General features: G+C 67.8%; 22 protein-coding genes. 17 read left to right on the top strand and 5 right to left on the bottom strand.

All coding sequences use genetic code 11. The features are described from left to right. Window positions 1-83 precede the first annotated feature (83 nt). Genes AB8808_RS12280 through AB8808_RS12270 form a run of 3 tightly spaced genes read left to right on the top strand, consistent with a single transcriptional unit; the run spans window position 84 to window position 2469 of the window. Entirely contained in the window at window positions 84-329 is a 246-nt protein-coding gene (locus AB8808_RS12280) for a FeoA family protein (protein WP_036141014.1), read from the top strand. Next, complete coding sequence (feoB, locus tag AB8808_RS12275) at window positions 326-2173, top strand: ferrous iron transporter B (RefSeq protein ID WP_369929750.1); 1848 nt, start codon at window positions 326-328, stop codon at window positions 2171-2173. The genes AB8808_RS12280 and feoB overlap by 4 nt, the downstream gene beginning before the upstream one ends. Then, window positions 2170-2469 (top strand): DUF6587 family protein, encoded by a 300-nt coding sequence (locus AB8808_RS12270; protein ID WP_369929748.1) that lies wholly within the window; start codon window positions 2170-2172, stop codon window positions 2467-2469. The genes feoB and AB8808_RS12270 overlap by 4 nt, the downstream gene beginning before the upstream one ends. A 12-nt stretch (window positions 2470-2481) precedes the next feature. Here AB8808_RS12270 and AB8808_RS12265 read toward each other — a convergent pair whose 3' ends face one another. Then, window positions 2482-3957, bottom strand: a complete 1476-nt coding sequence (locus AB8808_RS12265; RefSeq protein WP_369929746.1) for a phospholipase D-like domain-containing protein — start codon at window positions 3955-3957, stop codon at window positions 2482-2484. Between the two features lie 104 nt (window positions 3958-4061). Here AB8808_RS12265 and ispG point away from each other — a divergent pair, with 104 nt between their 5' ends. Together ispG and AB8808_RS12255 are read left to right on the top strand one after the other, a co-directional pair. Next, window positions 4062-5321, top strand: coding sequence for a flavodoxin-dependent (E)-4-hydroxy-3-methylbut-2-enyl-diphosphate synthase (ispG, locus tag AB8808_RS12260; protein WP_036141020.1), 1260 nt, complete (start codon window positions 4062-4064; stop codon window positions 5319-5321). A 65-nt stretch (window positions 5322-5386) separates the two neighbouring features. Beyond that, entirely contained in the window at window positions 5387-6217 is an 831-nt protein-coding gene (locus AB8808_RS12255) for an aldo/keto reductase (protein WP_369929743.1), read from the top strand. A gap of 162 nt (window positions 6218-6379) precedes the next feature. Here AB8808_RS12255 and AB8808_RS12250 read toward each other — a convergent pair whose 3' ends face one another. The 3 genes from AB8808_RS12250 to AB8808_RS12240 all read right to left on the bottom strand — a co-directional run bounded on the left by AB8808_RS12250 (window position 6380) and on the right by AB8808_RS12240 (window position 8184). Beyond that, window positions 6380-7177 carry a hypothetical protein gene (locus AB8808_RS12250; RefSeq protein WP_369929740.1) on the bottom strand — a complete coding sequence of 266 codons (798 nt, stop codon included), beginning with the start codon at window positions 7175-7177 and terminating at the stop codon, window positions 6380-6382. Between the two features lie 140 nt (window positions 7178-7317). Then, entirely contained in the window at window positions 7318-7512 is a 195-nt protein-coding gene (locus AB8808_RS12245) for a hypothetical protein (protein ID WP_369929738.1), read from the bottom strand. A gap of 306 nt (window positions 7513-7818) precedes the next feature. Next, on the bottom strand, window positions 7819-8184 hold the full coding sequence (locus AB8808_RS12240) for a peptidase C13 (protein WP_369929736.1): 366 nt from the start codon (window positions 8182-8184) through the stop codon (window positions 7819-7821). A 115-nt stretch (window positions 8185-8299) separates the two neighbouring features. On the opposite strand from AB8808_RS12240, the gene AB8808_RS12235 reads away from it, so the two are divergent. Together AB8808_RS12235 and AB8808_RS12230 are read left to right on the top strand one after the other, a co-directional pair. Next, window positions 8300-8692 carry a hypothetical protein gene (locus tag AB8808_RS12235; RefSeq protein ID WP_369929734.1) on the top strand — a complete coding sequence of 131 codons (393 nt, stop codon included), beginning with the start codon at window positions 8300-8302 and terminating at the stop codon, window positions 8690-8692. Between the two features lie 66 nt (window positions 8693-8758). Beyond that, a complete protein-coding gene (locus tag AB8808_RS12230; protein WP_369929732.1) occupies window positions 8759-9073 on the top strand; it encodes a hypothetical protein in 315 nt (104 codons plus the stop codon). 8 nt (window positions 9074-9081) lie between these two features. Here AB8808_RS12230 and AB8808_RS12225 read toward each other — a convergent pair whose 3' ends face one another. Next, on the bottom strand, window positions 9082-9783 hold the full coding sequence (locus AB8808_RS12225) for a YdcF family protein (protein ID WP_369929730.1): 702 nt from the start codon (window positions 9781-9783) through the stop codon (window positions 9082-9084). Between the two features lie 132 nt (window positions 9784-9915). Between AB8808_RS12225 and AB8808_RS12220 the strand changes: the two genes are divergently transcribed. From AB8808_RS12220 to AB8808_RS12175, 10 genes are read left to right on the top strand one after another with little or no spacing between them, the layout of a single operon-like run. Beyond that, window positions 9916-10539 carry an XrtA/PEP-CTERM system exopolysaccharide export protein gene (locus AB8808_RS12220; protein WP_369929729.1) on the top strand — a complete coding sequence of 208 codons (624 nt, stop codon included), beginning with the start codon at window positions 9916-9918 and terminating at the stop codon, window positions 10537-10539. A 36-nt stretch (window positions 10540-10575) separates the two neighbouring features. Beyond that, window positions 10576-12105 carry an XrtA system polysaccharide chain length determinant gene (locus tag AB8808_RS12215; RefSeq protein ID WP_369929727.1) on the top strand — a complete coding sequence of 510 codons (1530 nt, stop codon included), beginning with the start codon at window positions 10576-10578 and terminating at the stop codon, window positions 12103-12105. 5 nt (window positions 12106-12110) lie between these two features. After that, complete coding sequence (locus AB8808_RS12210; protein ID WP_369931253.1) at window positions 12111-12884, top strand: P-loop NTPase family protein; 774 nt, start codon at window positions 12111-12113, stop codon at window positions 12882-12884. A 23-nt stretch (window positions 12885-12907) separates the two neighbouring features. After that, entirely contained in the window at window positions 12908-14272 is a 1365-nt protein-coding gene (locus tag AB8808_RS12205) for an outer membrane beta-barrel protein (RefSeq protein ID WP_369929725.1), read from the top strand. Window positions 14273-14274: 2 nt separating this feature from the next. Next, entirely contained in the window at window positions 14275-15051 is a 777-nt protein-coding gene (locus tag AB8808_RS12200) for a serine aminopeptidase domain-containing protein (protein WP_369929723.1), read from the top strand. Beyond that, complete coding sequence (locus tag AB8808_RS12195; protein ID WP_369929721.1) at window positions 15051-15881, top strand: dienelactone hydrolase family protein; 831 nt, start codon at window positions 15051-15053, stop codon at window positions 15879-15881. The genes AB8808_RS12200 and AB8808_RS12195 overlap by 1 nt, the downstream gene beginning before the upstream one ends. Then, a complete protein-coding gene (galE, locus tag AB8808_RS12190; RefSeq protein ID WP_369929719.1) occupies window positions 15878-16888 on the top strand; it encodes a UDP-glucose 4-epimerase GalE in 1011 nt (336 codons plus the stop codon). The genes AB8808_RS12195 and galE overlap by 4 nt, the downstream gene beginning before the upstream one ends. After that, complete coding sequence (locus AB8808_RS12185; RefSeq protein ID WP_369929717.1) at window positions 16885-18582, top strand: hypothetical protein; 1698 nt, start codon at window positions 16885-16887, stop codon at window positions 18580-18582. The genes galE and AB8808_RS12185 overlap by 4 nt, the downstream gene beginning before the upstream one ends. Then, window positions 18579-20126, top strand: coding sequence for an oligosaccharide flippase family protein (locus AB8808_RS12180; protein WP_369929715.1), 1548 nt, complete (start codon window positions 18579-18581; stop codon window positions 20124-20126). Before AB8808_RS12185 ends, AB8808_RS12180 begins: the two co-directional genes overlap by 4 nt. Continuing rightward, window positions 20123-21253 carry a GNAT family N-acetyltransferase gene (locus tag AB8808_RS12175; RefSeq protein WP_369929713.1) on the top strand — a complete coding sequence of 377 codons (1131 nt, stop codon included), beginning with the start codon at window positions 20123-20125 and terminating at the stop codon, window positions 21251-21253. The genes AB8808_RS12180 and AB8808_RS12175 overlap by 4 nt, the downstream gene beginning before the upstream one ends. Window positions 21254-21317 lie beyond the last annotated feature (64 nt).

The raw sequence follows: 21317 nt of genomic DNA, 5'->3' as shown, positions 1-21317 counted from the left end.
AAGATCATAATAGGCCGGCACCGCATGTGCAGCCCTCGCGCTAAAGGCATACAATGCGAACAGTTCTTATTTGAGTATTCGCTGTGCGCCTCTCCGACGCGCCGAAAGGTGCCAAAGCCGTGGTCCAGTCCGTCACCGATGCCCATCCCGCCGATCCCATCGCGCAGCGTCTGCGCGACCTGGGCTTCGTGGCCGGCGAGCCGGTGCGCCTGGTGGCGCGCGGGCCGCTCGGTGGCGATCCCCTGCTGATCCAGATCGGCTCGACCCGTTTCGCGCTGCGCCGTACCGAGGCCGCGCGCGTCACCATCGCCATGGAGGACGCCGCATGAGCGCCATCGCCACCCGCATCGCCCTGGTCGGCAATCCCAACTGCGGCAAGACGGCCCTGTTCAACCAGCTCACCGGCGGCCGGCAGAAGGTCGCCAACTACGCCGGTGTCACCGTGGAACGCAAGGAGGGCCGCTTCGTCACGCCCTCCGGGCGCACGTTGCAGATCCTCGATCTGCCGGGTACCTACAGCTTCGACGCGACCAGTCCCGACGAGGCGATCACGCGTGACGTCTGCCAGGGGCGCTATCCCGGCGAGGCGCCGCCGGACCTGATCGTCTGCGTGGCCGATGCCACCAACCTGCGCCTGCACCTGCGCTTCGTGCTGGAAGTGCGCCGCCTGGGTCGTCCCGTGGTGCTCGCGCTGAACATGATGGACGCCGCGCGCCGCCGCGGCATGGTCATCGACGTGGACGCGCTGTCGCGGCGGCTCGGCGTGCCCGTGGTGGAGACGATCGCGGTGAAGCGCGGCGGCGCGCAGGCGCTGATCGACCGCATCGACCGGGCCGTCCCGTCCATCCAGCCGGCCGAGATCGACACGGCCGACCGCGACCGCCTGCATGCCGAGGTGCGTTCCATCCTCGCCGAGACGGTCACGTTGCCGCGCGACACCGCGGCCCTCGACGACGCCATCGACCGCTGGGTGCTGCATCCCGTGTTCGGCCTGGCGATCCTCGCGGCGCTCATGTTCATGATCTTCCAGGCCGTGTTCTCGTGGGCGCAACCGGTCATGGACGGCATCCAGGCCGGTATCGCCGCGCTGGGCGATGGGCTCACCGGGTTCCTGCCCGAGGGCAGCGCGCTGCACAGCCTGCTCAAGGATGGTTTGTTCGCCGGGTTGGGCGCGGTGCTGGTGTTCCTGCCGCAGATCCTCATCCTGTTCCTCTTCATCCTGGTGCTGGAGGAATCCGGTTACCTGCCGCGCGCGGCGTTCCTGCTCGACCGGATGATGTTCCGCGTGGGCCTGACGGGCAGGGCGTTCATTCCGTTGCTGTCCAGCTTCGCCTGCGCCATCCCCGGCATCATGGCCACGCGCAGCATCCAGGATCCGCGCGATCGCCTCACCACGATCCTTGTTGCGCCGTTGATGACCTGCTCGGCGCGCCTGCCGGTGTACACGCTGCTGATCGCCGCGTTCATTCCCAACCACACGGTGGCGGGCATCTTCAACCTGCAGGGCGTGGTGCTGTTCACGCTGTACTTCGCAGGCATCTTCAGCGCGCTGCTGGTCGCGTTCGTGATCAAGCGGCTGCGCAAGGATCGCAGCGAGCACGCGCTGATCATGGAGCTGCCGTCGTACCGTCTGCCCAACGTGCGCGACATCGGCCTGGGCTTGTGGGAGCGTGCGCTGATCTTCCTCAAGCGGGTGGGGGGCATCATCCTCGCGCTCACCGTGCTGCTGTGGTTCCTGTCCAGCTTCCCGGGGCCGCCCGAGGGCGCCACGGGCCCGGCCATCGACTACAGCATGGCGGGCCGCCTGGGCCGGCTGCTGGAATACGTGTTCGCGCCGATCGGATTCAACTGGCAGATCTGCATCGCACTGGTACCGGGCCTGGCGGCGCGCGAGGTTGCCGTGGCCGCGCTGGGCACGGTGTATGCCATGTCCGGCAGCGACGACACCGTGGCCTCGCAGCTGGGTCCGGTGATCTCGCACTCCTGGTCGCTGGCCACCGCCCTGTCGCTGCTGGCCTGGTACGTGTTCGCGCCGCAGTGCATGTCCACGCTGGCGGTGATCCGCCGCGAGACCAACTCATGGCGCAACGTGGCCGTGGCCGCCGGCTACCTGTTCGGCCTGGCCTACCTGGCCTCGCTGGCCACCTACCAGATCGCGAGGGCGCTCTCATGAGCACGTTCGATATCGTCCAGGGTGTCGTCATCGCGGTCGTCGTGCTCGCGGCCGCCTATGTCGCGTTCCGCAAGCTGCTGCCGAAGACCTCGGTGCGGGCCATGGCGCGCGTCTCGGCCGCGCTCAACCGCGATGGTCGCCCCGGCATGCTTCGCGCACTGGGCCGGCGTATCCAGCCGGCGGTGGCCACCGGCAGCTGCGGCGACGGCTGCGGCTCGTGCGGCTCGTGCGGGCCTGCGCCCTCGGCCGGCCCGGCCATCGAGAGCCAGCCGCTGACCTTCAAGCCCCGGAGCTAGCCAGCCCCGGCTTCAGTCGTCCGCACCCTGGCCGGCCGCCGTGCCGTGCTTCCGGCGCTTCTCCCGCAGCGTCCACCAACTGACGGCGAGGTTGACGGTGAACCACGCGCCCAGCAGCGCCAGCGGCCAGGCGATCACCGCCGGCCAGGACATGGCGACCACGGTCAGCACCAGCGCGGCGGCGAAGCCGGCCAGCAACGGCCCGGTTTCGGTGTCGCCCAGCACCCGGTGCTGGGAAATCGCCGCACCCACGGTGTTGGCGATGCGCAAAGCGCCGGCTGCCGCGCGGCCCGAGCTTCCACCCCCGCGACGGGGACGCGGCGGATGCGGCGCGCTGCTGCGCACGCGCTCGTTGCCCGACCGGCGCCGCCGGGGCTGCAGCAGGATCTCGGTGGCGTTTTCCAGGTCGGCCTCGTACTGGGCCTCGAGCTGCGTGGCGAAACCGGCGTCCTCGATTGCTACGTCGATTTCCCGATTGCTGAGCCAGCTGGCGATGTTCAGGTTGGACGAGCCCACGCGGGCCCAGCGGCCGTCGGCCACGGCCGTTTTGGCATGCAGCATCGAGCCGTTCCATTCGAACACGCGGATGCCGGCCTTCAGCAGGGGCCGGTAACCGGAACGCGACATGCCGGCGACCATGGGGATATCGCTGGTGCCGGGCACCAGCAGGCGGACATCGACGCCGTCGCGCGCGGCCGCGGAAAGCGCCTGCACATAGGGCGCCACGCCCACGAAGTAGGCATCGGTCAGCCACAGGGTCTTGTGCGCCATCGCCGCCACCATCTGGTCCAGCCGGTACATGCCGGCGGTGCTGGGCTGCGTGGCGATGACGCGCAGGGCGACCTGGCCGGCCTCGACGGGGGTGGCGACGGGCGACAGCCGCGTGTCGTCCGGCAGGGGTTCGCCGGCCTCGCGCCAGCTGTCGGCGAAGGCGTGTTCCAGTTCCGCCACGGCCGGTCCGCGCAGCGCCACGCCGGTATCGCGCCAGGGCGGTACGTCGCGGCCCGGCTCGCCCAGCCACTTCTCGCTCAGGCACACGCCGGACAGGAAGCCGACCTCGCCGTCGACCACCAGCAGCTTGCGATGGTCGCGGCTGATCCAGCCGAACGAGCTGCCCAGGCGGGGCGGGTTGTAGATGCGGACCAGGCCGCCGGCCGCGCGCAGCGGCGCCCAGAACGACGAGCGCGACTGGCCCAGGCAGCCACCCCAGTCGCCGATCACGGCCACGAACACGCCGGCCTGCACGCGCTCCACCAGCGCGTCGCGGAAGGCCTGGCCGATCCGGTCGTCGCGGATGATGTAGTTCTCGAGGAACACATGCCGGGTGGCCCCCGCGATGGCCTTCAGCCAGGCATCGAAATGCGCCTGGGCGTCGATCAGCAGCTCGACGGCGTTGCCCCCGATGAGGGGAGCGCCGGCGCTGCGGCTGAGGGCCTGCTGGGCGAACAGGCGGCTGGAAAAGCCGTGGGTGCGGTGTCGGGCATTCATGGGGGGCGAGTCTAGCTGGATGGCGCATGATCGCGGCCAGGGTATCGATGTGGCGTGAGAACCAGTCGGTTTCCGGTCATGCCAGTGCGCTAAAATGCGCGGCTATGACCGAGACCCTTTCCAGCCGCCCGCGTCCCGCGGAAGCAGGCGCCCGCCGCCCCAGCACCGGTGTCGTGATCGACCGCGTCCAGGTCGGCGGCGGCGCGCCCATCGTCGTGCAGTCGATGACCAATACGGATACGGAAGACCCCGTATCCACCGCGAAGCAGGTGGCCGAGCTGGCCCGCGCCGGCTCGGAAATGGTCCGCATCACCGTCAACACGCCGGCCGCCGCCGCCGCCGTGCCGCGCATCCGCGAGCGCCTGGAGATGATGGGCGTCTCGGTGCCGCTGATCGGCGATTTCCACTACAACGGCCACCAGCTGCTGGAAGGCGAGCCCGCCTGCGCCGAGGCCCTGGCGAAATACCGTATCAACCCGGGCAACGTGGGCTTCGGCAAGAAGAAGGACGCCCAGTTCGCCTCGATCATCCAGATGGCCATCCGCTACGACAAACCCGTGCGCATCGGTGCCAACTGGGGCTCGCTGGACCAGTCCATGGTGGCCGCGCTGATGGACGAGAACGCCGGCCGCGCCGATCCGTGGGACGCCGGCCACGTGGCTCGTGAGGCCCTGATCCGCTCCGCGCTGGATTCCGCGGCCCGCGCCGAGGACCTCGGCCTGGCGCGCGACCGCATCATCCTGTCGTGCAAGGTGTCCGGCGTGCAGGAGCTGATCGCGGTGTACCGCGACCTCGCGCGTCGCGGCGATTACGCGCTGCACCTGGGCCTGACCGAAGCCGGCATGGGCTCCAAGGGCATCACGGCCTCCAGCGCCGCCCTGGGGGTGCTGTTGCAGGAAGGCATCGGTGACACCATCCGCATCTCGCTCACGCCGGAGCCGGGCCAGTCGCGCACCGCCGAGGTGATCGTGGCGCAGGAACTGCTGCAGACCATGGGCCTGCGCGCGTTCACCCCGCTGGTCACCGCGTGCCCGGGTTGCGGCCGCACCACGAGTGAGTTCTTCCAGGAGCTGGCCAAGACGGTGCAGGCGCATGTGCGCGAGCAGATGCCCGTGTGGCGGGTGAAGTACGACGGCGTGGAAAACCTCACGCTGGCGGTGATGGGCTGCATCGTCAACGGACCGGGTGAATCCAAGCACGCCAACATCGGTATCTCGCTGCCGGGCAACGGCGAGGCGCCTTCCGCGCCGGTGTTCATCGACGGCGAGAAAGCGATGACGTTGCGCGGTGACCACATCGCCGACGAGTTCGTGGCCATCCTCGACCACTACGTCGAAACGCATTACGCCGCACGCGGCGACTGACCCGTCACGCGTTGAATGCGGGGCCGCCGTCATCATGACCGGTGGTTCCCCGCAGGAGACAACGCATGACCTCCACCGTTCCGGTCCTCGACCTCAACGACGGCAACAAGGCACCGCAGCTGGGCTTCGGTGTCTTCCAGATTCCCGATGCCGAAACCGCCGACGCGGTGGCCGCCGCGCTGAAAGCGGGCTATCGCTCGATCGACACCGCGGCCATCTACAAGAACGAAGCCGGTGTGCGCCAGGGCATGGAACGCTCAGGTGTGGCGCGTGGCGATATCTTCCTCACCACCAAACTGTGGAACAGCGAGCAGGGTTTCCACTCGACGCTGAAGGCGTTCGACGAGAGCGTGCGCAAGCTCGGCACCGATTATGTGGACATGTACCTGATCCACTGGCCGACGCCGAAGCACGATCGCTACGTCGATACCTGGAAGGCGTTCATCCGCCTGCGCGAGGAAGGCCGGATCCGTTCGATCGGTGTGTCCAACTTCCAGCCCGCCCACCTGGAGCGGATCGTGCAGGAAACCGGCGTGGTCCCGGTGGTCAACCAGATCGAACTGCATCCGGACTTCGCCCAGCGCGACGTCGTAGCCGCCAACGCGAAGCACACGATCATCACGGAAGCCTGGAGCCCGCTGGGCCAGGGTGGCGACCTGCTCAAGAACGAAACGCTGGTTGCCATCGGCAAGAAGTACGGCAAGTCGAGCGCCCAGGTGGTGCTGCGCTGGCACGTGCAGCTCGGCCACATGGTGATTCCAAAGTCCGCCACCCCCGAGCGCATCGCCGCGAACATCGACGTGTTCGATTTTGCGCTGACGGACGAGGACATGAAGGCGATCGCCGGGCTGGATGCGGGCAAGCGCATGGGCCCCGATCCGGACGACTTTAACTGACTACCGCATTGAGACGCCGGTCTCTACTGGGTCCCCAGCCCCGCCACCTGCGTAAGTGGCGGGGCCAGGGATGGCATACAAGCAGCGAACCGTTTGCACCGACGGAACCAGTGTTCGGTCGCGTCCGGTCGGGGTGACTTGTTGGACGAACCCGTTATTTCACTACAGCAAGGGCGGGGAGAGCAGCCCCCAGGCCACCAGCCCGTTCGCGTCTACCACATCTACGTTAGTACCAGCGATGAAACGAGACGTAGTCGTCACTGTCACGCGAGGCCCTGATGTGTTGTGTAACTGGATTTCTTCCGGCCGAACTCCGGGCGTCCATCGGTAAGGTGGCTTTCCGCCGAGTGCCTCGAACGTATATGTCTGCCCGGGCCTCACATTAGTGTAAGTTCTTGGAGTAACTACCGGAGGTTCTACTTTAACTACCGTGAAGTTGTGCGTCGCACTTCCCTTCGCATTATCGGTCACGCTGATAGCGCAAGAGCCCGGGCTTACAGCGACGCCATTACCTGCGGCATCGGTCATTCGTGCAACGGCATTATTACTGGATAGATAGGCATAGGGTGGTTTGCCACCCTTTGCGCTGAATATGAAACTGTAGCCTACATAGGCGCTGGAGGGTCCAGACAGGGTCAGCGGATCACGCTTCTCTTCTTGAATGATTCGAAAAACTGATGTCGGGAAAGTGATACCCGACATGCCAGGAGCAAATGCGACGCTGAAGATAAGCGTGAAGTCAGAGTTGTCACGCAGATTTTCGAGATCAAGACGTTCCACAGCGTGCTTCGGCCCGGAACTGACCTCGCTGTCTTTCAACGCGCGATTCTGGACGATAACCAGTTCATAAGGTGATCCGTCAGTCTTTTGTCCCTGGATACTTAGTGAGTACGTTTGGCCACTAACAATGAGGGGCCATGGAGCGATGCTGACGAATACATCCGACGAAACGATATTCATGTCCAGCACTCCGTCGATCGCTTGCGCTATCGCCGGAGAAGGAAACCTTGAGTCGCCGCTCTGTGGGCGTCGTACAACAAGTTCGAGCGACGCAGACTTACCTGTTTCCGTGGGATGGTTCGAAGAAAGATTCGTACTCATCACTTATGCTCCATGAAAACGATATCCGAACCTTTGAGTTCCGCAGTCACCTTGTTCAGAACGCCATCGTGCGCTGCGGCCACATCGGCCAACGGCCGGTGCGAATCGCGATCGGCGGGTTGTTCAGTCGATAGAATCAATGCGCGTGGGCTACTGGTGCCCGGTGCTGGTGTCCGTCCGTGGATCTGGCGCATGTCGCTCTCCGTCAATGGGCTTATGGATTACCCTACAACTGGCCTGAAACAAGGGCCATAGGACAAACGTTGTAGACGGGCCTTGCGTGCGCCAACGCTATTGCAGCAGCGTTCGACACTTGCCGCCGAACTTGCCGTATCGGCCCCTCGATCGGTCAGGCTTGCCTGTGCCGACGGCAACCATCTACCGTGCGACATAGTCGTGCAGACCACGGGCGGTGAGTTGGCGGCTGTGTCGATCGTGACGAGGCACAGGATGAAGCACATGCCCTACGCCGTAACGGGCGCCTCCGCGACGCGCTGACGTCATTGCATCGAGACGTCGATCTCCATCGGATAGGGGCTCGGCGTCTTCGGTGGCGCGGGCAGCGCCCAGTTGGCGAACTGCCCGGCGAAACAGGTAGCCACGGGCGTTTTCGGCTTTACGTCCACGTCCAGGCTGCGCCCGTCCGGACGCACCCGTGCCACCAGCGTGAACGGGCGCCGGTCGGCGGCCGGCATGTTGCTGGCGATGCAGTCCTTCAGCGCGTCCGTGGCCGGGTTGCCGATGGTGTCCCACAGCTTGCCCTGCCATAGCTTGCCTTCGACGTTGGTCTCCAGCACCTTCGCGGTCTGCACGCGGGCTTCGAAGCCGCCATCGGCGGCCATGGCAAGAGCGAGGGCAAGCAGCATCGCGTGTCTCCGGCAGGGTAGGGCCGCAGCCTAGCAGGGACGCGCGGGCTTCACACCGGCGGCGATAGCGTCGTGGTCCAGCCGGGGCGTCGCACCGGCAAGCCAGGAGTCCGCCATGCCCATGCGTCCGCTGTTCCTGCTGTCACTCGCCCTTGCCGCCACCGCCGCGATGGCCCAGACGGCGCCGTCGTCGAACCCGGCCAGCGCACCGTCGCCGAAACCGATCGCGACGCCGGCACCCGCTTCACCGTCGCCCGGTGCGCCGCAGGATCTGGACACCGGTGCCGTGGCCCGCCCCCATCCCGCCGCCGCACCCGTGCAGCCCCATTCCGATGCCGGCGCCACCGAGCGCGGCCTGGTGCCCGTCAAGCCCGCCGGTTCGGCCAGGGGCGTGACGCGCCGTGTCGAGAACGCCAATGCCCACGGCGTGGATGCGCAGGGTCATACGCTGGACCCGCACGGCAAGCCCGTCGGCCAGGCGCCGACGCCATCCACCTCCGTACGCTAACGTGACGAGGCCGCCGGTGCGCTACCATCGCGGCAATGCCGATCCGTGTGGGGAATGCGAGTGAGGATGAACCGGGCCATCGTCGTCGTCGCCCTGACCATGGGCCTGTCCGCATGCGCGGGCATGGCCTCGAAAGTTGCCCGCCTCGACGTGGGCATGCCCCGCGACGAAGTGCTGGACCGGCTCGGACCGGCCGATTCCGATCGCACGATGATCGGTTTCGAGGTGATGAGCTGGCTCGATCGCCGTCCGGGCCGGTTCTCCTTCACCCATAAGGACTACACCGTTGTGCTGAAGGACGAGAAAGTCGTCCAGTTCGGGCCGGGGCTGATACGGCGCGACGGCAAGACCTCGTTGCAGATCGAGACCGACGACCGCTGAGCGTCGCGTCAGGTCATCCAGTGCCGCTGGCGATACATCCATAGCGCGACGTACTCGTGCAGGCAACGGGCGGTGAGCGTGAGCGCGTCGCGCCGCGGCAGCCAGGCCGATGCGGCGACCAGCTCGGTCAGGGCGTCGTCGGCCGGGGACTCGATCACGTGCACACCCTCGCGGCGAAAACAGGCCGCCGCGCGTCGCATGTGGATATCGGACGTGACCAGGACGATGCGATGCAGGTCTTCGTTCCGGAGGATCGCGGCGGTGTCGCGCGCGTTCTCGTGCGTGTCGGTGCTGGCGTCTTCCACGCGCAGGTCCCGTGTCGGCACACCGGACGCCGCAAACCCCCGCGCGAGATAAACCGCCTGGTCGTTGCCGGAGGCGATCAGCACGGGCGCCTTTCCGGCACGCCACAGCGAAAGGCCCATGCCGGCCCGTGTCGTCGTCCGCGACCAGTCGCCGTCCGGGAGCACGCCGCCGCCCAGCACGACGATGGCGTCCGCGCGGGACGACGTGTCGTCCATGCCCGTTACCAGTCCGTTGCGCAGGTGCAGGGCCAGGGCCGGTGTGGACGCGATCGTGAGCCATGCCGCGGCGAGGATACCGAGGACACAGGCAAGGCGCGGCCGGCGCCACAGCACCAGCGCAGTGGACAGGACGGCCAGCAACAGGGCCTGCACGGCAGGATGGATCAGGTAGTCGGCGATATCCATGGCCGCCGCGATCATGGCGCAAAAGCAGTGCCGCCGCCCGTCGGTCGAATGGCCTAGGCGGGCTGTTGAATGGACGCCACCGTGCATTGAAATGACGATACCCACCGAGCGAAATCACAGGGTGGGTGTCGTATGAATCATGGAAAACGCGTCGCTGCCGTAGCAGCCACTCTCTGGCTGACGGCCTGCGCCACCGGTGGCAGTCATCTGCCGCCGCCCACGCGGGATGCGGCCAGTCCGGTCGTCGCCGCTTACCTGATCGGGGTGGACGACGAGTTGCAGGTGACCGTCTGGCACAACCCCGACCTGAGCGTCAGCGTGCCGGTGCGCCCGGACGGCAAGATCACCGTGCCGCTGGTCGGCGACGTGGCCGCCGGCGGACGCACCACCGACCAGGTGAGCGCCGAGATCCAGCAGAAGCTGGTGCAGTACATCCGCGATCCGCAGGTGGCGGTGATCCTGACCGCGCTGCGCAGCCACGAATACCTATCTCGCGTGCGGGTTACGGGTGCCGTGCGGAGCCCGATCTCGATGCCGTATCGCCAGGGCATGACCGTGCTGGACGCGGTGCTGGCGGCGGGGGGCACGACGGAATTCGCCGCGCCCGATCGCACCGAACTCTATCGGCACGACGCGGCGGGCAGCACGCAGGCCTATGCGGTCAGCCTGCAGAAGATCCTCCAGCAGGGCGACCTGGCCAACAACTATCCCGTGCAGCCCGGTGACGTCATCACCGTCCCGCAGCGCGCTTTCTGACCGCCCCGCCGTCGGGCGGGGCAAGGGGTGTTATCCATGAACGGGGAACTCGTTCCTTTCGCGGGCATGCTGCCCGCCCTGATCGGAGAGGCACGCCGGCGCCGGATCGCGCTGGGCGTGACCTTCGCGGCGATCGCGCTGGCCGCGCTGGGCATCGGCGCGCTGTGGCCGAAGAAATACGAAGCGTCCACCACCATCCTGGCTCAGGAGGCGAGCATCATCACGCCGCTGATGGAGGGCGCGGCATCGGCCACCGCCAACGCGAACCGCGTGGGCATGGCGCGCGACGTGATCTTCAGCCGTCGCGTGATGGACCAGGTGCTGCGCACCGGTGGCTGGCTGGCGAGCACGCCGACGCCCATCGAACGCGACCGGCTGATCGAGGCGATCAAGTCGCGCACGAAGGTCGTCAACGGCCGTGACAACCTGATCACGATCAGCTATTTCGATGCCGATCCGCGGCGCGCGTTCGAGGTGACCCGTGCGTTCGGCCAGCTGTTCATCAGCGAAAGCCTGGCGTCCAAACAGCGCGAAAGCCGCGATGCCTACGAGTTCATCGACAGCCAGGTGGAAGCCTACCGGGGCAAGCTCACCGACGCGGAAAACAAGCTCAAGGCGTATCGGGACGCCAACGCCGACGCGCGCCCCGGCAGCGATGCCGACACCAACGCGCGCATCGGTTCGCTGCGTACGCAGATCGAGAACAATCGCATGGATGCGATGCAGAAGCAGTCGCAGGCGGCGGCTATGAATGCGCAGCTGAGCGGCGAGTCGGAAGTGAACGCGGTGCAGACCGTGGGCGGTATCTACGCGTCGCAACTGGCCGAGATGCAAGCGCGGCTGGATACGCTGCGATTGACCTACACCGATGCCTATCCCGACGTGGTGCGGCTTCGCCACCAGATCGACGATCTTCGCGCGCAGATGCAGGGCGCCGACGCACGGCGATCCGTGGGCGGCGGCACGGTGGACCGCATGGTCGCCATGAATCCGGTCAACCAGCAGATGCGTGTGCAGCTGGCCACGATCCGTGGCGATGCTGCGGCCGCCTCGGCGCGGGTAGGCGCCAGCGAAAGCATGCTGCAGTCCGAACTGGAACGCAGCAGGCGCATCGCCAATTCCGAGAACGTGACCGCCGAGCTGACCCGCGACTACACGGTCAACCGCGATGTCTACCAGGACCTGCTGAAGCGTCGCGAGAACGCGCGCGTGTCGATGAACCTGGATGCCGAGCAGCGCGGGCTGACCTTCCAGGTGCAGAACCCGGCGGTGATGCCGCTGGTGCCCTCGGGCCTGCGTTTCATGCACTTCGGGCTGGCCGGCCTGGCCCTGTCGCTAGCGGTGCCGTTCGGTCTGCTGTTCGCGGTTGCCCGCTTCGATCCGCGGGTGCGTTCGGTGGGGCAGCTGGAGCAGGCGCTGGGCTACCCCGTGCTTGCGACGATTCCGTTTTATCCCACGCCGCGTGACCGTCGTCGCGACCGGCTGCAGAACATGTTGCTCGCAGCGATCGTGCTCGGTGTGGGCGCGGTGTACCTGGGTTTGTTCTGGTGGAGGATGAAGGCTTGAAGACCATGCACTCGCGCATTGACGCATCCACCGAGCCGGGCGATTTCGTCGATCGTGACGAGGCGCAGGACGACGCGCATGCCGCGTCGGGCCATTCCATCGCCCTGATGCGTGACGAGCGCGGCGCACTGGCGCCCATCGACTGCGAACGCAAGCGCCTGATCCATCGCGAGGCGTCAGTGCGCTCGCAATCGGATGCGTTCCGGGGCATCCGGACCCGCCTGGTGGAGATGGCCGGCGACAGCAACTTCATCACCCTGGTAGTGGCGGTCAGCCCGCGCTCCGGCGGCAGTTTCGTCACGCGCAACCTGGCCGCCGCGTTTGCCTTCGACGAATCGAAGACCAGCCTGCTGGTGGACTGCAACCTTCGCTATCCCGACCAGCACAAGGCCCTGGGCATCGAGCCGCGCACGGGAGGACTGATCGATTTCCTCGAGCATCCGGCGCGTGGCATCGCCTCGATCATGTATCCGACCGGCGTGCCCCGGCTGCGCCTGATCCCCGCCGGCACGGCGCGGGAAAACAGCGGGGAATACTTTTCCTCGTTCCGCATGCGTGCGGTGCTGGACTCGCTGCGCTGCCGCTATGCCGATCGCTACCTGTTCCTGGACGGCCCGCCGGTGAAGGGCTCCCCCGACGCGCGCATCCTTGCCGACCTGGCCGATTTCGTGGTCGTGGTGGCGGGCTACGGGCGCGACACTCCCGCCGCGATCCACCAGGCGGTGTCCAATTTCGATCCGGCCAAGGTGGCCGGCGTCGTCTTCAACCAGTCGCCGTGATCGCGATGCGTCGAAGGAAACGCATGCTCGCCTCCACGGCGCTGGCCCGTGCGATCGCGCTGGGTCTGGCGGCCGTGCCGGCGTGCTCGCTGGCCGGTACGCTGGACTACACGTTGTATGCCGGCCTGGAGCACAGCAACAACATCGCGTTGTCCTCGGATCGCCCCCTCAGCGAGAACGTGCTGACCCCGGGCGCCACGTTCCAGTTCAACCAGCTGGGGTCCACCTTCCAGGCGAACGTGCTCGGTACGGTCGAATACCGGAAGTATCTCGAAGGTCACTTCGATCCGCAGACGCAGACCCAACTGGGTGCGCAGGCGAACTGGACCCTGCTGCCTCAACGGCTGGATTTCTCGGTCGAGGACTATGCCGGCGTGCAACCGGTGGACCAGCTGTCCGCCGATGCGCCGGACAACCGGCAGCAGACCAACGTGCTGGTGCTGGGTCCCACGCTGCGGATGCGTTTCGGCGATGCCGCGCGCGGGCAGCTGGAGCTGCGCTACATCAACAGCTATGCGTCGAAGGTCGACCAGTTCGATTCCTCGCGTGGCATGGCGGCGTTCCGGCTTTACCGCGACCTCGGCCCGACCGACCAGGTATCCGGCAACGTCGAGTTCCAGCGCGTGGACTTCACCCACCAGCCGGACGGGGCCAACTACGACCGCAAGGAAGCCTTCGTGCGCTATACGCGGAAGCTGCCGCACTTCGATGCGGATGTCCTGCTCGGTGGCACGCGGCTGTCGTTCGACCAGGGCCGGAGCGTATCGGCACCACTGGTACGACTGCGGGTGGGCTGGCAGCCGACGCTGCGCAACGCGGTGTCCCTGGCCGGCACCTGGCAATACGCCGATGCCGCGCAGGACATCATCACCACGCCCGGCGCATACGGTGCGGGCCTGCAGGCCGATCGCGCCGAGGCCATCGATCCGTTCGCCAATACCGGCGGGCTGGGGCGTGGCGCGACCGGTAACGGTATCGGGGTGGGCAGTGCCGTGATCGGCTCGCAGGTGTACCGCGAGCGTCGGGTGGAGGCGAACTGGAACTGGCGTGGCGATCGCCTGACCGTCACGGTGTCGCCGGCGATCGGCAAGCTGGCCTACCTGGACGACCCGACCTTCGACCAGACCGCGCGTGGCCTCAGCATCGGCATGGGCTATCGCATGACGCCGACGCTGACCTTGTCCGGCTTCGGTACGTACGAGCACGTGGATTACCGCACGCTCGACCGCAGCGACCACACGACTCGCCTTGGGCTGGACCTGGCCAAGGAGATCAACCGGCACTGGAGCTGGCACATCTCCGTGGCGCGCGAGCGGCGCAGCAGCGATGCGGCGGCACAGAGCTACCGCGAAGCGGAGTGCTTCGTCGGCGTGGTGTACCGGAGGTAAGCATGCGTGACGACCTGGACCTGCCCTTTTTCTTCGGCGCCGAACACGGCCTGTTCGGCATGTACCACGCGCCCGCCGTGCGGCCGCGCCAGGCGCTGCTGATGTGCCCGCCGCTGGGCCAGGATCTGATCCGCTGCCACCGGCTCTACCGGCAGCTGGCCCAGGCGCTGGCCGGGCAGGGCGTGGCCGTGTTGCGCTTCGATTACCACGGCACGGGCGATGCCGCCGGTGCCAGCGGCGAGGTGGACTGGGATCGCTGTGTCGCCGATACGGCGACGGCTGCCGATCAGGTACGCGCACGGGCCGGCGTGGACCGCGTGGTCGCCTTCGGCGCGCGCCTGGGCGGCAGCATTGCGCTCGCCGCCTCGTCGCGGGCCCGCTTCGCCGAGGTGATCGCCTGGGACCCGGTTTTCGACGGCGCGGAGCACGTCGCGGTGCTGGACGCGATGCAGGCCGCGTTGCGCGAGGACCCGAACCGCTTCACCCATCCGCGTGACGCGGCCGATGCCGCGGACCAGTGGCTGGGTTTCAATGTCGGCGCCGCCTTGCGGGACCAGCTGGCCGCGCTGCATGTCGATGCGAGCGCCGTGCCCACGCTGGTCCTGGATTCGTTGCCGGACGGCGAGCCGCGACGCTGGGACGGCCGCCTCGGCGAGCACGGCCGGATTCGCGTGCTGGGTCAGCCGACGCCGTGGAATGACCTGCACCGACTGGAAACCGCGATTCTCTCACAGCCGTTGATCCAGGCCGTGAGCGGCCGCTTCAGGGAGATCGCGTGATGCACGAGCAGGCCCATCGTTTCGGCCGTGCGCGGCATCTTGTCGGCATCGCCGGCGTGCCCGCGGGCGACGCCGGCGACATCGGTGTCATCGTGCTCAATGCCGGACTGGTCCACCGCATCGGTCCGTTCCGCCTGCACGTGGAACTGACCCGGCAGCTCAATACCGCCGGGTATCCCACGCTGCGCTTCGACATGTCCACGCTCGGCGACAGCGCGGCCACTGGCGGCGGGCAGACGCGTGTGCAACAGGTACTGGCGGACCTGGACGATGCCATGGGCCTGCTGGCCAGCCAGGCCGGCTGCTCGCGCTTCGTCCTGGTCGGGCTGTGTTCGGGCGCGCAGAACGCCCATGTGGTGGCGGCGCAGGACCCGCGTGTCGCCGGGGCGGTGTTCCTGGACGGCTATGCCTACCGCACGCTCGGTTACCGGTTGCGGCATTACCTGCCGCGCCTGGTAGACCCGGCTCGCTGGTGGCGTCGTGTGCGCCGCCGCGGCGGCGAGGCCAGGGCGGTACGGACCCCGGAACCGGTGTTCGCCGTGGCGGCTGCGCCACGCGACGAGGTGATCGCGGATTTCACCGGCATGGTCGCGCGGGGCATGCGGCTGTACCTCGTCTACTCGGGCGGTATCAGCGACTGTTTCAACCACGCCCGCCAGTTCCGCGAGTGCTTCGGCAAGGTCATGCGCCATCCGGCCGTGGCGACGCGTTACCTCGCCGGCACGGACCACACCTATGTTCTCACCGGTGACCGTGCCCGGCTGGTGCACGGCATCGACGACTGGCTGACCCATCATTTTCCGCCGGCTGTAGCCGGGAGGCGCACTTGAATACCGTCCTGGTCACCGGCGGCGCCGGCTACATCGGCAGCCACACCGTGCAGCAGCTGGTGGCGCGGGGCGATCGGGTGGTCGTCATCGACAACCTGTCCAGCGGGTTCCGCGAGGCGGTGCGTGGCGCGTCGCTGGTGGAAGGCGACGTGGGAGACGGCGAACTGGTCGGACGCGTGCTGCGCGCGCACCGCGTGGACGCGGTGCTGCATTTCGCCGCGCACACCGTGGTACCGGAGTCGGTCAGCGACCCGTTGAAGTACTACGGCAACAACACCTGCAACACGCGCAACCTGTTGGCTGCCTGCGCGGAGGCGCGCGTGGACAAGTTCATCTTCTCGTCCACGGCGGCTGTCTACGGCACCACGGCCACCGGCATCGCGGACGAGGAAACACCGACGCGCCCGGCCAATCCGTATGGCCGCTCCAAGCTGATGTCCGAGACGATGCTGCGCGACTGGTGCGCCACCGGCGCCATGCGCCATGTGGTGCTGCGCTATTTCAACGTGGCCGGTTGCGATCCGCTGGGACGCATCGGCCACAGCACGCCCGCGGCGACGCTGCTGGTCAAGGTGGCGTGCGAGCACGCCGTAGGCAAGCGCACCGGCATCTCGATCTACGGCACGGATTACGACACACCTGACGGTACCGGCGTGCGCGATTACATCCACGTCGACGACCTTGCCGCCGCGCACCTGCGCGCCCTCGACCATCTGCGCGACGGCGGTGCGTCGCTGACGCTCAATTGCGGCTACGGTCACGGCTACAGCGTGCGCGAAGTGGTGGACGCGGTGGCCAGAGCCAGCGGCCGCCCGCTCAACGTGATCGAGCTGCCACGCCGCCCGGGCGATATCGGCAAGCTGATCGCCTGCAGCGACCGGCTGCGCGAGGTGCTCGACTGGACGCCCTGCCACGACGACCTGGATTTCATCGTACGCACGGCGCTGGATTGGGAATACCGCCTGATCGGCGCGCCCGCGCCCGTGCCGGTGGCTTCGGTGGCATGAGGATGCGCTTCACCGTGCGCCGCGTGCCGTTCGTCGTCTGCCTGCTGATCGCCGGCATTTTCGTCGGCCTGCCCGAACCGGGCCGTGCTGCCGGGCCGCCGGGCGCGACCACGTCGCCCGTTGCGTCGCGCACGTCCGTATCTGCGCGACTGCCTGCTGCGCAGGCCATCGTCGTGCGTCCGCAGGCGGGGAAGGGCGATGTGCTGGCCGTGTCGGCGGGCATTCCGTTCCCGCCGGGACTGCTGCGCGATACGACGCTGTTGCGCATCGTGGATGCGCAGGGCCACGAGATACCGTCGGCGATCGTGCCGCTGCTGCAGTGGCATACCGGTGCTGGCGGCGTGCGTGCGGTGCGTGCGCAGTTCCGCGCGACGGCGGGCACGTATTACTTCATCCTGGGTGCGCCGCATGCGGCGGCGATGCCGGCGTGGCCCTATGCGCAGGGGCGGACCGGCCCGCCGTCCGTCGCCCTGGCCACGCTCACGCCGCAGTGGCTGACCGCGTCGCTGATTGCCGGGCCGCAATCGGTGGCGGCACCGGACGAGCCTTATGCCGGTTATGTCGATGCGCAGTTCCGCTGGGCGCGCACGTTGCCCACCGCCGACACCACGGCCTGGCTGTTCGACCGCCCGTCCACGCTGTTCAAGGCCTATGTTCGCACCGGCCGCGCGGATTACCTCGACGCCGCCGAGGCCAGCTATCGCTGGTACATGGCGGGTATCAAGCGTGACGGCGTGCCGGCCAGTCCCTCCTGCGCGGGGGGATGGTTGCCGTCCGGCAAGCCGTGCGATGTCAAGTACGTGTATATCGAGCCGATCCTGCTGGCGATGGCGCTCAGCGGGGACGACACGATGCACGATGCGGCCACGGTGGCCGCCATGGCGGACCTGTGGCACAGCGGTGGATGGAACGGCGCACCCGGTCCGTATCGTCATGCGGACGATTACTTCACCGAGCGCCTGGCCGGCCTCGGCCTGATCCAGACGGTGGCCGCTTTCGAACTCACAGGCGACGCGCGCTACCGCGAGCGCATCGACGCGCGCATCGGCTGGCTGGAGCAACAGCAGCGGCACAATCCCGACGGTCTCGGCGACGACGGTTCGTGGCGCAACAGCTGGAACGTGCACGAGAACGACCGCGGCGGCGCCGATGACGTGCGCGGTGCGTCGCCCTGGATGAGCGAGAACATCGTGGATGGGCTGTGGCATGCGTGGCTGGTCACGAAAGACCCACGCATCCCGGCCATGGTCACCGGTTTCGGCCGCTACCTCGAACGCTACGGCTGGATCGATCCCGCCTTGCTGGTGCCGCCGCACGACTGGCGCAACGGCTGCTCCGGCCCGCGTGGCCAGATCGCCTGGTACTGGTCGTCGTCGCAGGCCACGCCCGCCGCGCTGATGAAGATCCAGGAATCGGAAGGCTGGTACAGCGACGGGCACACCGTGGAGCTGGGCCTACCGGTGGCCGCCGCGCGATATTTCGAGACGGACGCGCGCCAGGCCGCGGCGCTGACCAAGCGCTTTGCCGCCATCGCCTCGTCGTATGCGCCGTCCTGCGCGTCGATCTCCGACACGTTGCGCCGCTTCAACTGGAACAACCGCGGCGCTGGCGTGGCGCAGTGGATGATGGCGCAGCCGGCCGGCGCCGGCGTGGCACCACCTTCCCGTGCGACCCCGACGGCGGCGTCGCCGTGAACCGTCGCCTCGCGGTGCTGCGCAGCGTGGGTATCGTCACGGTGTCCACCTATATCGAATACGCGCTGGGCCTGCTGATGAGCGTGTGGATCGCACGCGCCCTGGGTCCGGTGGACTTCGGTCGCTATGCCTTCACCGTGTGGCTGTGCGGTTGGCTGATCGTGTGTTCCAACCACGCGCTGACCACCTCGTCCACCAAGTTCATCGCCGAGGCCGACGGCATGGGCGATGCCGGCCTGGCCTCGCACCTTGCCGCCCGTTTCTCGCGTCTGCAAGGGTGGAGCTCGGCCGTGGTGATCGGCCTGTTCGTGGTGGTGGGCTGGCTGTGCCGACCGTCCGAATGGGACCATTCGTTGCTGCCGATCATGGCGCTGGTGGTGGTCGCGGTGGTCGCCAAGGCCAACTACGCGATGCAGGTCGCCATCGCCAAGGGACAGGAGCGTTTCGAGCCCGAGGCCGTGGCCACCGTGGTCGGCGGCGTGCTCGGCATGTTGCTGGTGCTGGCCGCCATGCTGATGCACGCGGGCCTGGTCGACTTCGTCGCGCTGTTCGCCGTGGCCTGCCTGGTCCTGAACCTGGTCAATCGGCAGGTCTATCGCCGCTGCTGCCGATCCTTCGCACCGGGCCCGGTACCGCCGGCGCTGTCGCAGCGGGTGGATCGGCATCTGAAGCTGACCGCCGCCCTGGTGCTGATGGGCTCGTTCCGTGTCGGCACCATCGAGATATTCCTGCTCAACACGTTTTCCGGCTCGGTAGCGGTGGGGTATTTCGCGATCGCCGGCACGCTCACGCGCGGCGCCGTGCAACTGTTCTCCGTCGGGCTGACCTCCACGTTGCTGCCGTACATGGCCAAGTCCTACGGCGAGCACGGCACGGCACGGGCCGCCCGCTTCCTTTCCGAGGCCACGCGGTTCTACTGGGCGGTGGGCATCGCCATCGCCGGGCTGGGTCTGGTCACGACGCCGGACATCGTCCGGCTGATGTACGGCAGCCGCTACGTGGAAGCCATCCCCGCGATCGAGGCGACCCTGGTGCTGGGTGGCCTGTTGCTGATCGGCAATGGCATCGCCGCCTTCCAGACCGTGGTGGACCGCCAGGACGATCGTGTCCGCATCGCCACCGTGGCGCTCGTGGCCAATGCCTCGTTGGGCGTGGCGCTGATACCGGCGTTCGGCCTGCCGGGCGCCGTGCTCACCTACGCCGGCACCCGCGTGGTGGAGATGGTGCTGGCCGTGCATTACCTGCGCAAGGCCACCCGTGGCGGCTTGCCGCTGGCGGCGATGGCGCGCCTGTTCGTCGTGGGCGCGGTGGCCACGCTGGCGGCCTGGGCGACCACCGCGGCCATTCCGTCGCTGGCCGGTTTCCTCGGCGGCTGCGCGGTCTTCGCGGTGCTGTACCTGCCCGGCAGCGTGCTGGTGCGCTATTGGACGGCGGACGACGTGCAACTGATGACAGGCATCAGCCGACGCCTCGGCCGCCCGGGTCGCTGGCTGTCGCGCATGCTGGATCACGTGCCGTCCGCCGCGGTCAAGGCCGGCCCATGAGCCAGGTCTGTCGCGTCGTGGATTCGCTGGAAACCCTGCATGGCCATCGCGACGGGATGGCCCGGTTGGCGGCACAGCCCGGTGCGGCCAGCGGCATCGTGCAGCACCCGGACTGGATCGCGTACGAGGTGGCCAGCCGCAGCGACGGCACGCGGCCGCACGTGATCCTCGTCTGCGACGCGGGGGGAGGCATCATCGGCTACGCTCCGCTGCTGGCGGTCGAGCATGTCGCGCGGATCGACCTGGGCGGGCGCCGTATGCCGGTGTATCGCGGGCCCGTACTGCGCCTGCTCGGTGACGACGTGGTAGCGGACGCCGCCGATCTCGAACGGGTCGGCGACGCCATCGCCCGCCATCTCGCAGGCGACATCGGCGTGCGAGTGATCCGCATCCAGGAGGCCGGCCTGCCCAGCCGGTTCGCGGATCGCCTGGCCGCCGCCGGCCTGCGCATCGTCGCCGCGCACCTGCGCGACCAGGTGCACTGGTCGATCGACCCGCAACCGTCCTCGGAAACGTGGCTGGGCGGCATGGACCGGAAGAAGCGTGCCGACCTCACGCAGCGCGTCGGGCGTGCCTACCGCAAACTGGGTGGCGATGCAGCGCTGCACACGTTCGACCGGGCGGAGGACATGCGCGAGTACGCCCGGCTGATGAACGAGGTGTACGCGCGCACCTGGCACCACGCCGCGTTGCCCATCGACTGGGAGGCACCGGCGCGCGTGGCCCTGTTCGAACGCCTGGCCGCCGCCGGGCAGCTGGTCGGGCACGTGGTGCTGCGCGAAGGGACACCGCTGGCCTATGTGCACGGCTATCGCCTGGGCGGCACCTACCTGGTCGACGACCTCGGCTATGACGAAACCGTGGCGAAGGTCGGCATCGGCTCCGTCGCGGTGTTCCAGGCCATCCGCGCCTTGCTCGACCGGTTTCCCGGCGAGCGCATCAGCTTCGGCTACGGCGACAACCAGTACAAGCGGTTGCTTGCCACGCGCGCCGAGGCGTGCGGTTCGCTGTATGTCGTGAGATCGATGCCCGCGACCCTGGGTTTTGGCGCGTACAGGCCATTGCGCTGGGCATACCGCCGTGTTCATCGGCTCAGGGCAGAGTGGCGTGTGCGTCGTGGTAAATAGGCGTAACGGTGACGTGCTGCATGGTCAGTTTCGTGAACGCGACCTGCGTGATGACCTCATCAAG

Source organism: Xanthomonas sp. NCPPB 2632 (assembly GCF_041228075.2).
In the GTDB taxonomy this organism is placed as follows: domain Bacteria; phylum Pseudomonadota; class Gammaproteobacteria; order Xanthomonadales; family Rhodanobacteraceae; genus Luteibacter.
Note: the sequence above shows the minus strand (reverse complement) of the source record. Positions and strands in the feature narration are given on the sequence as shown.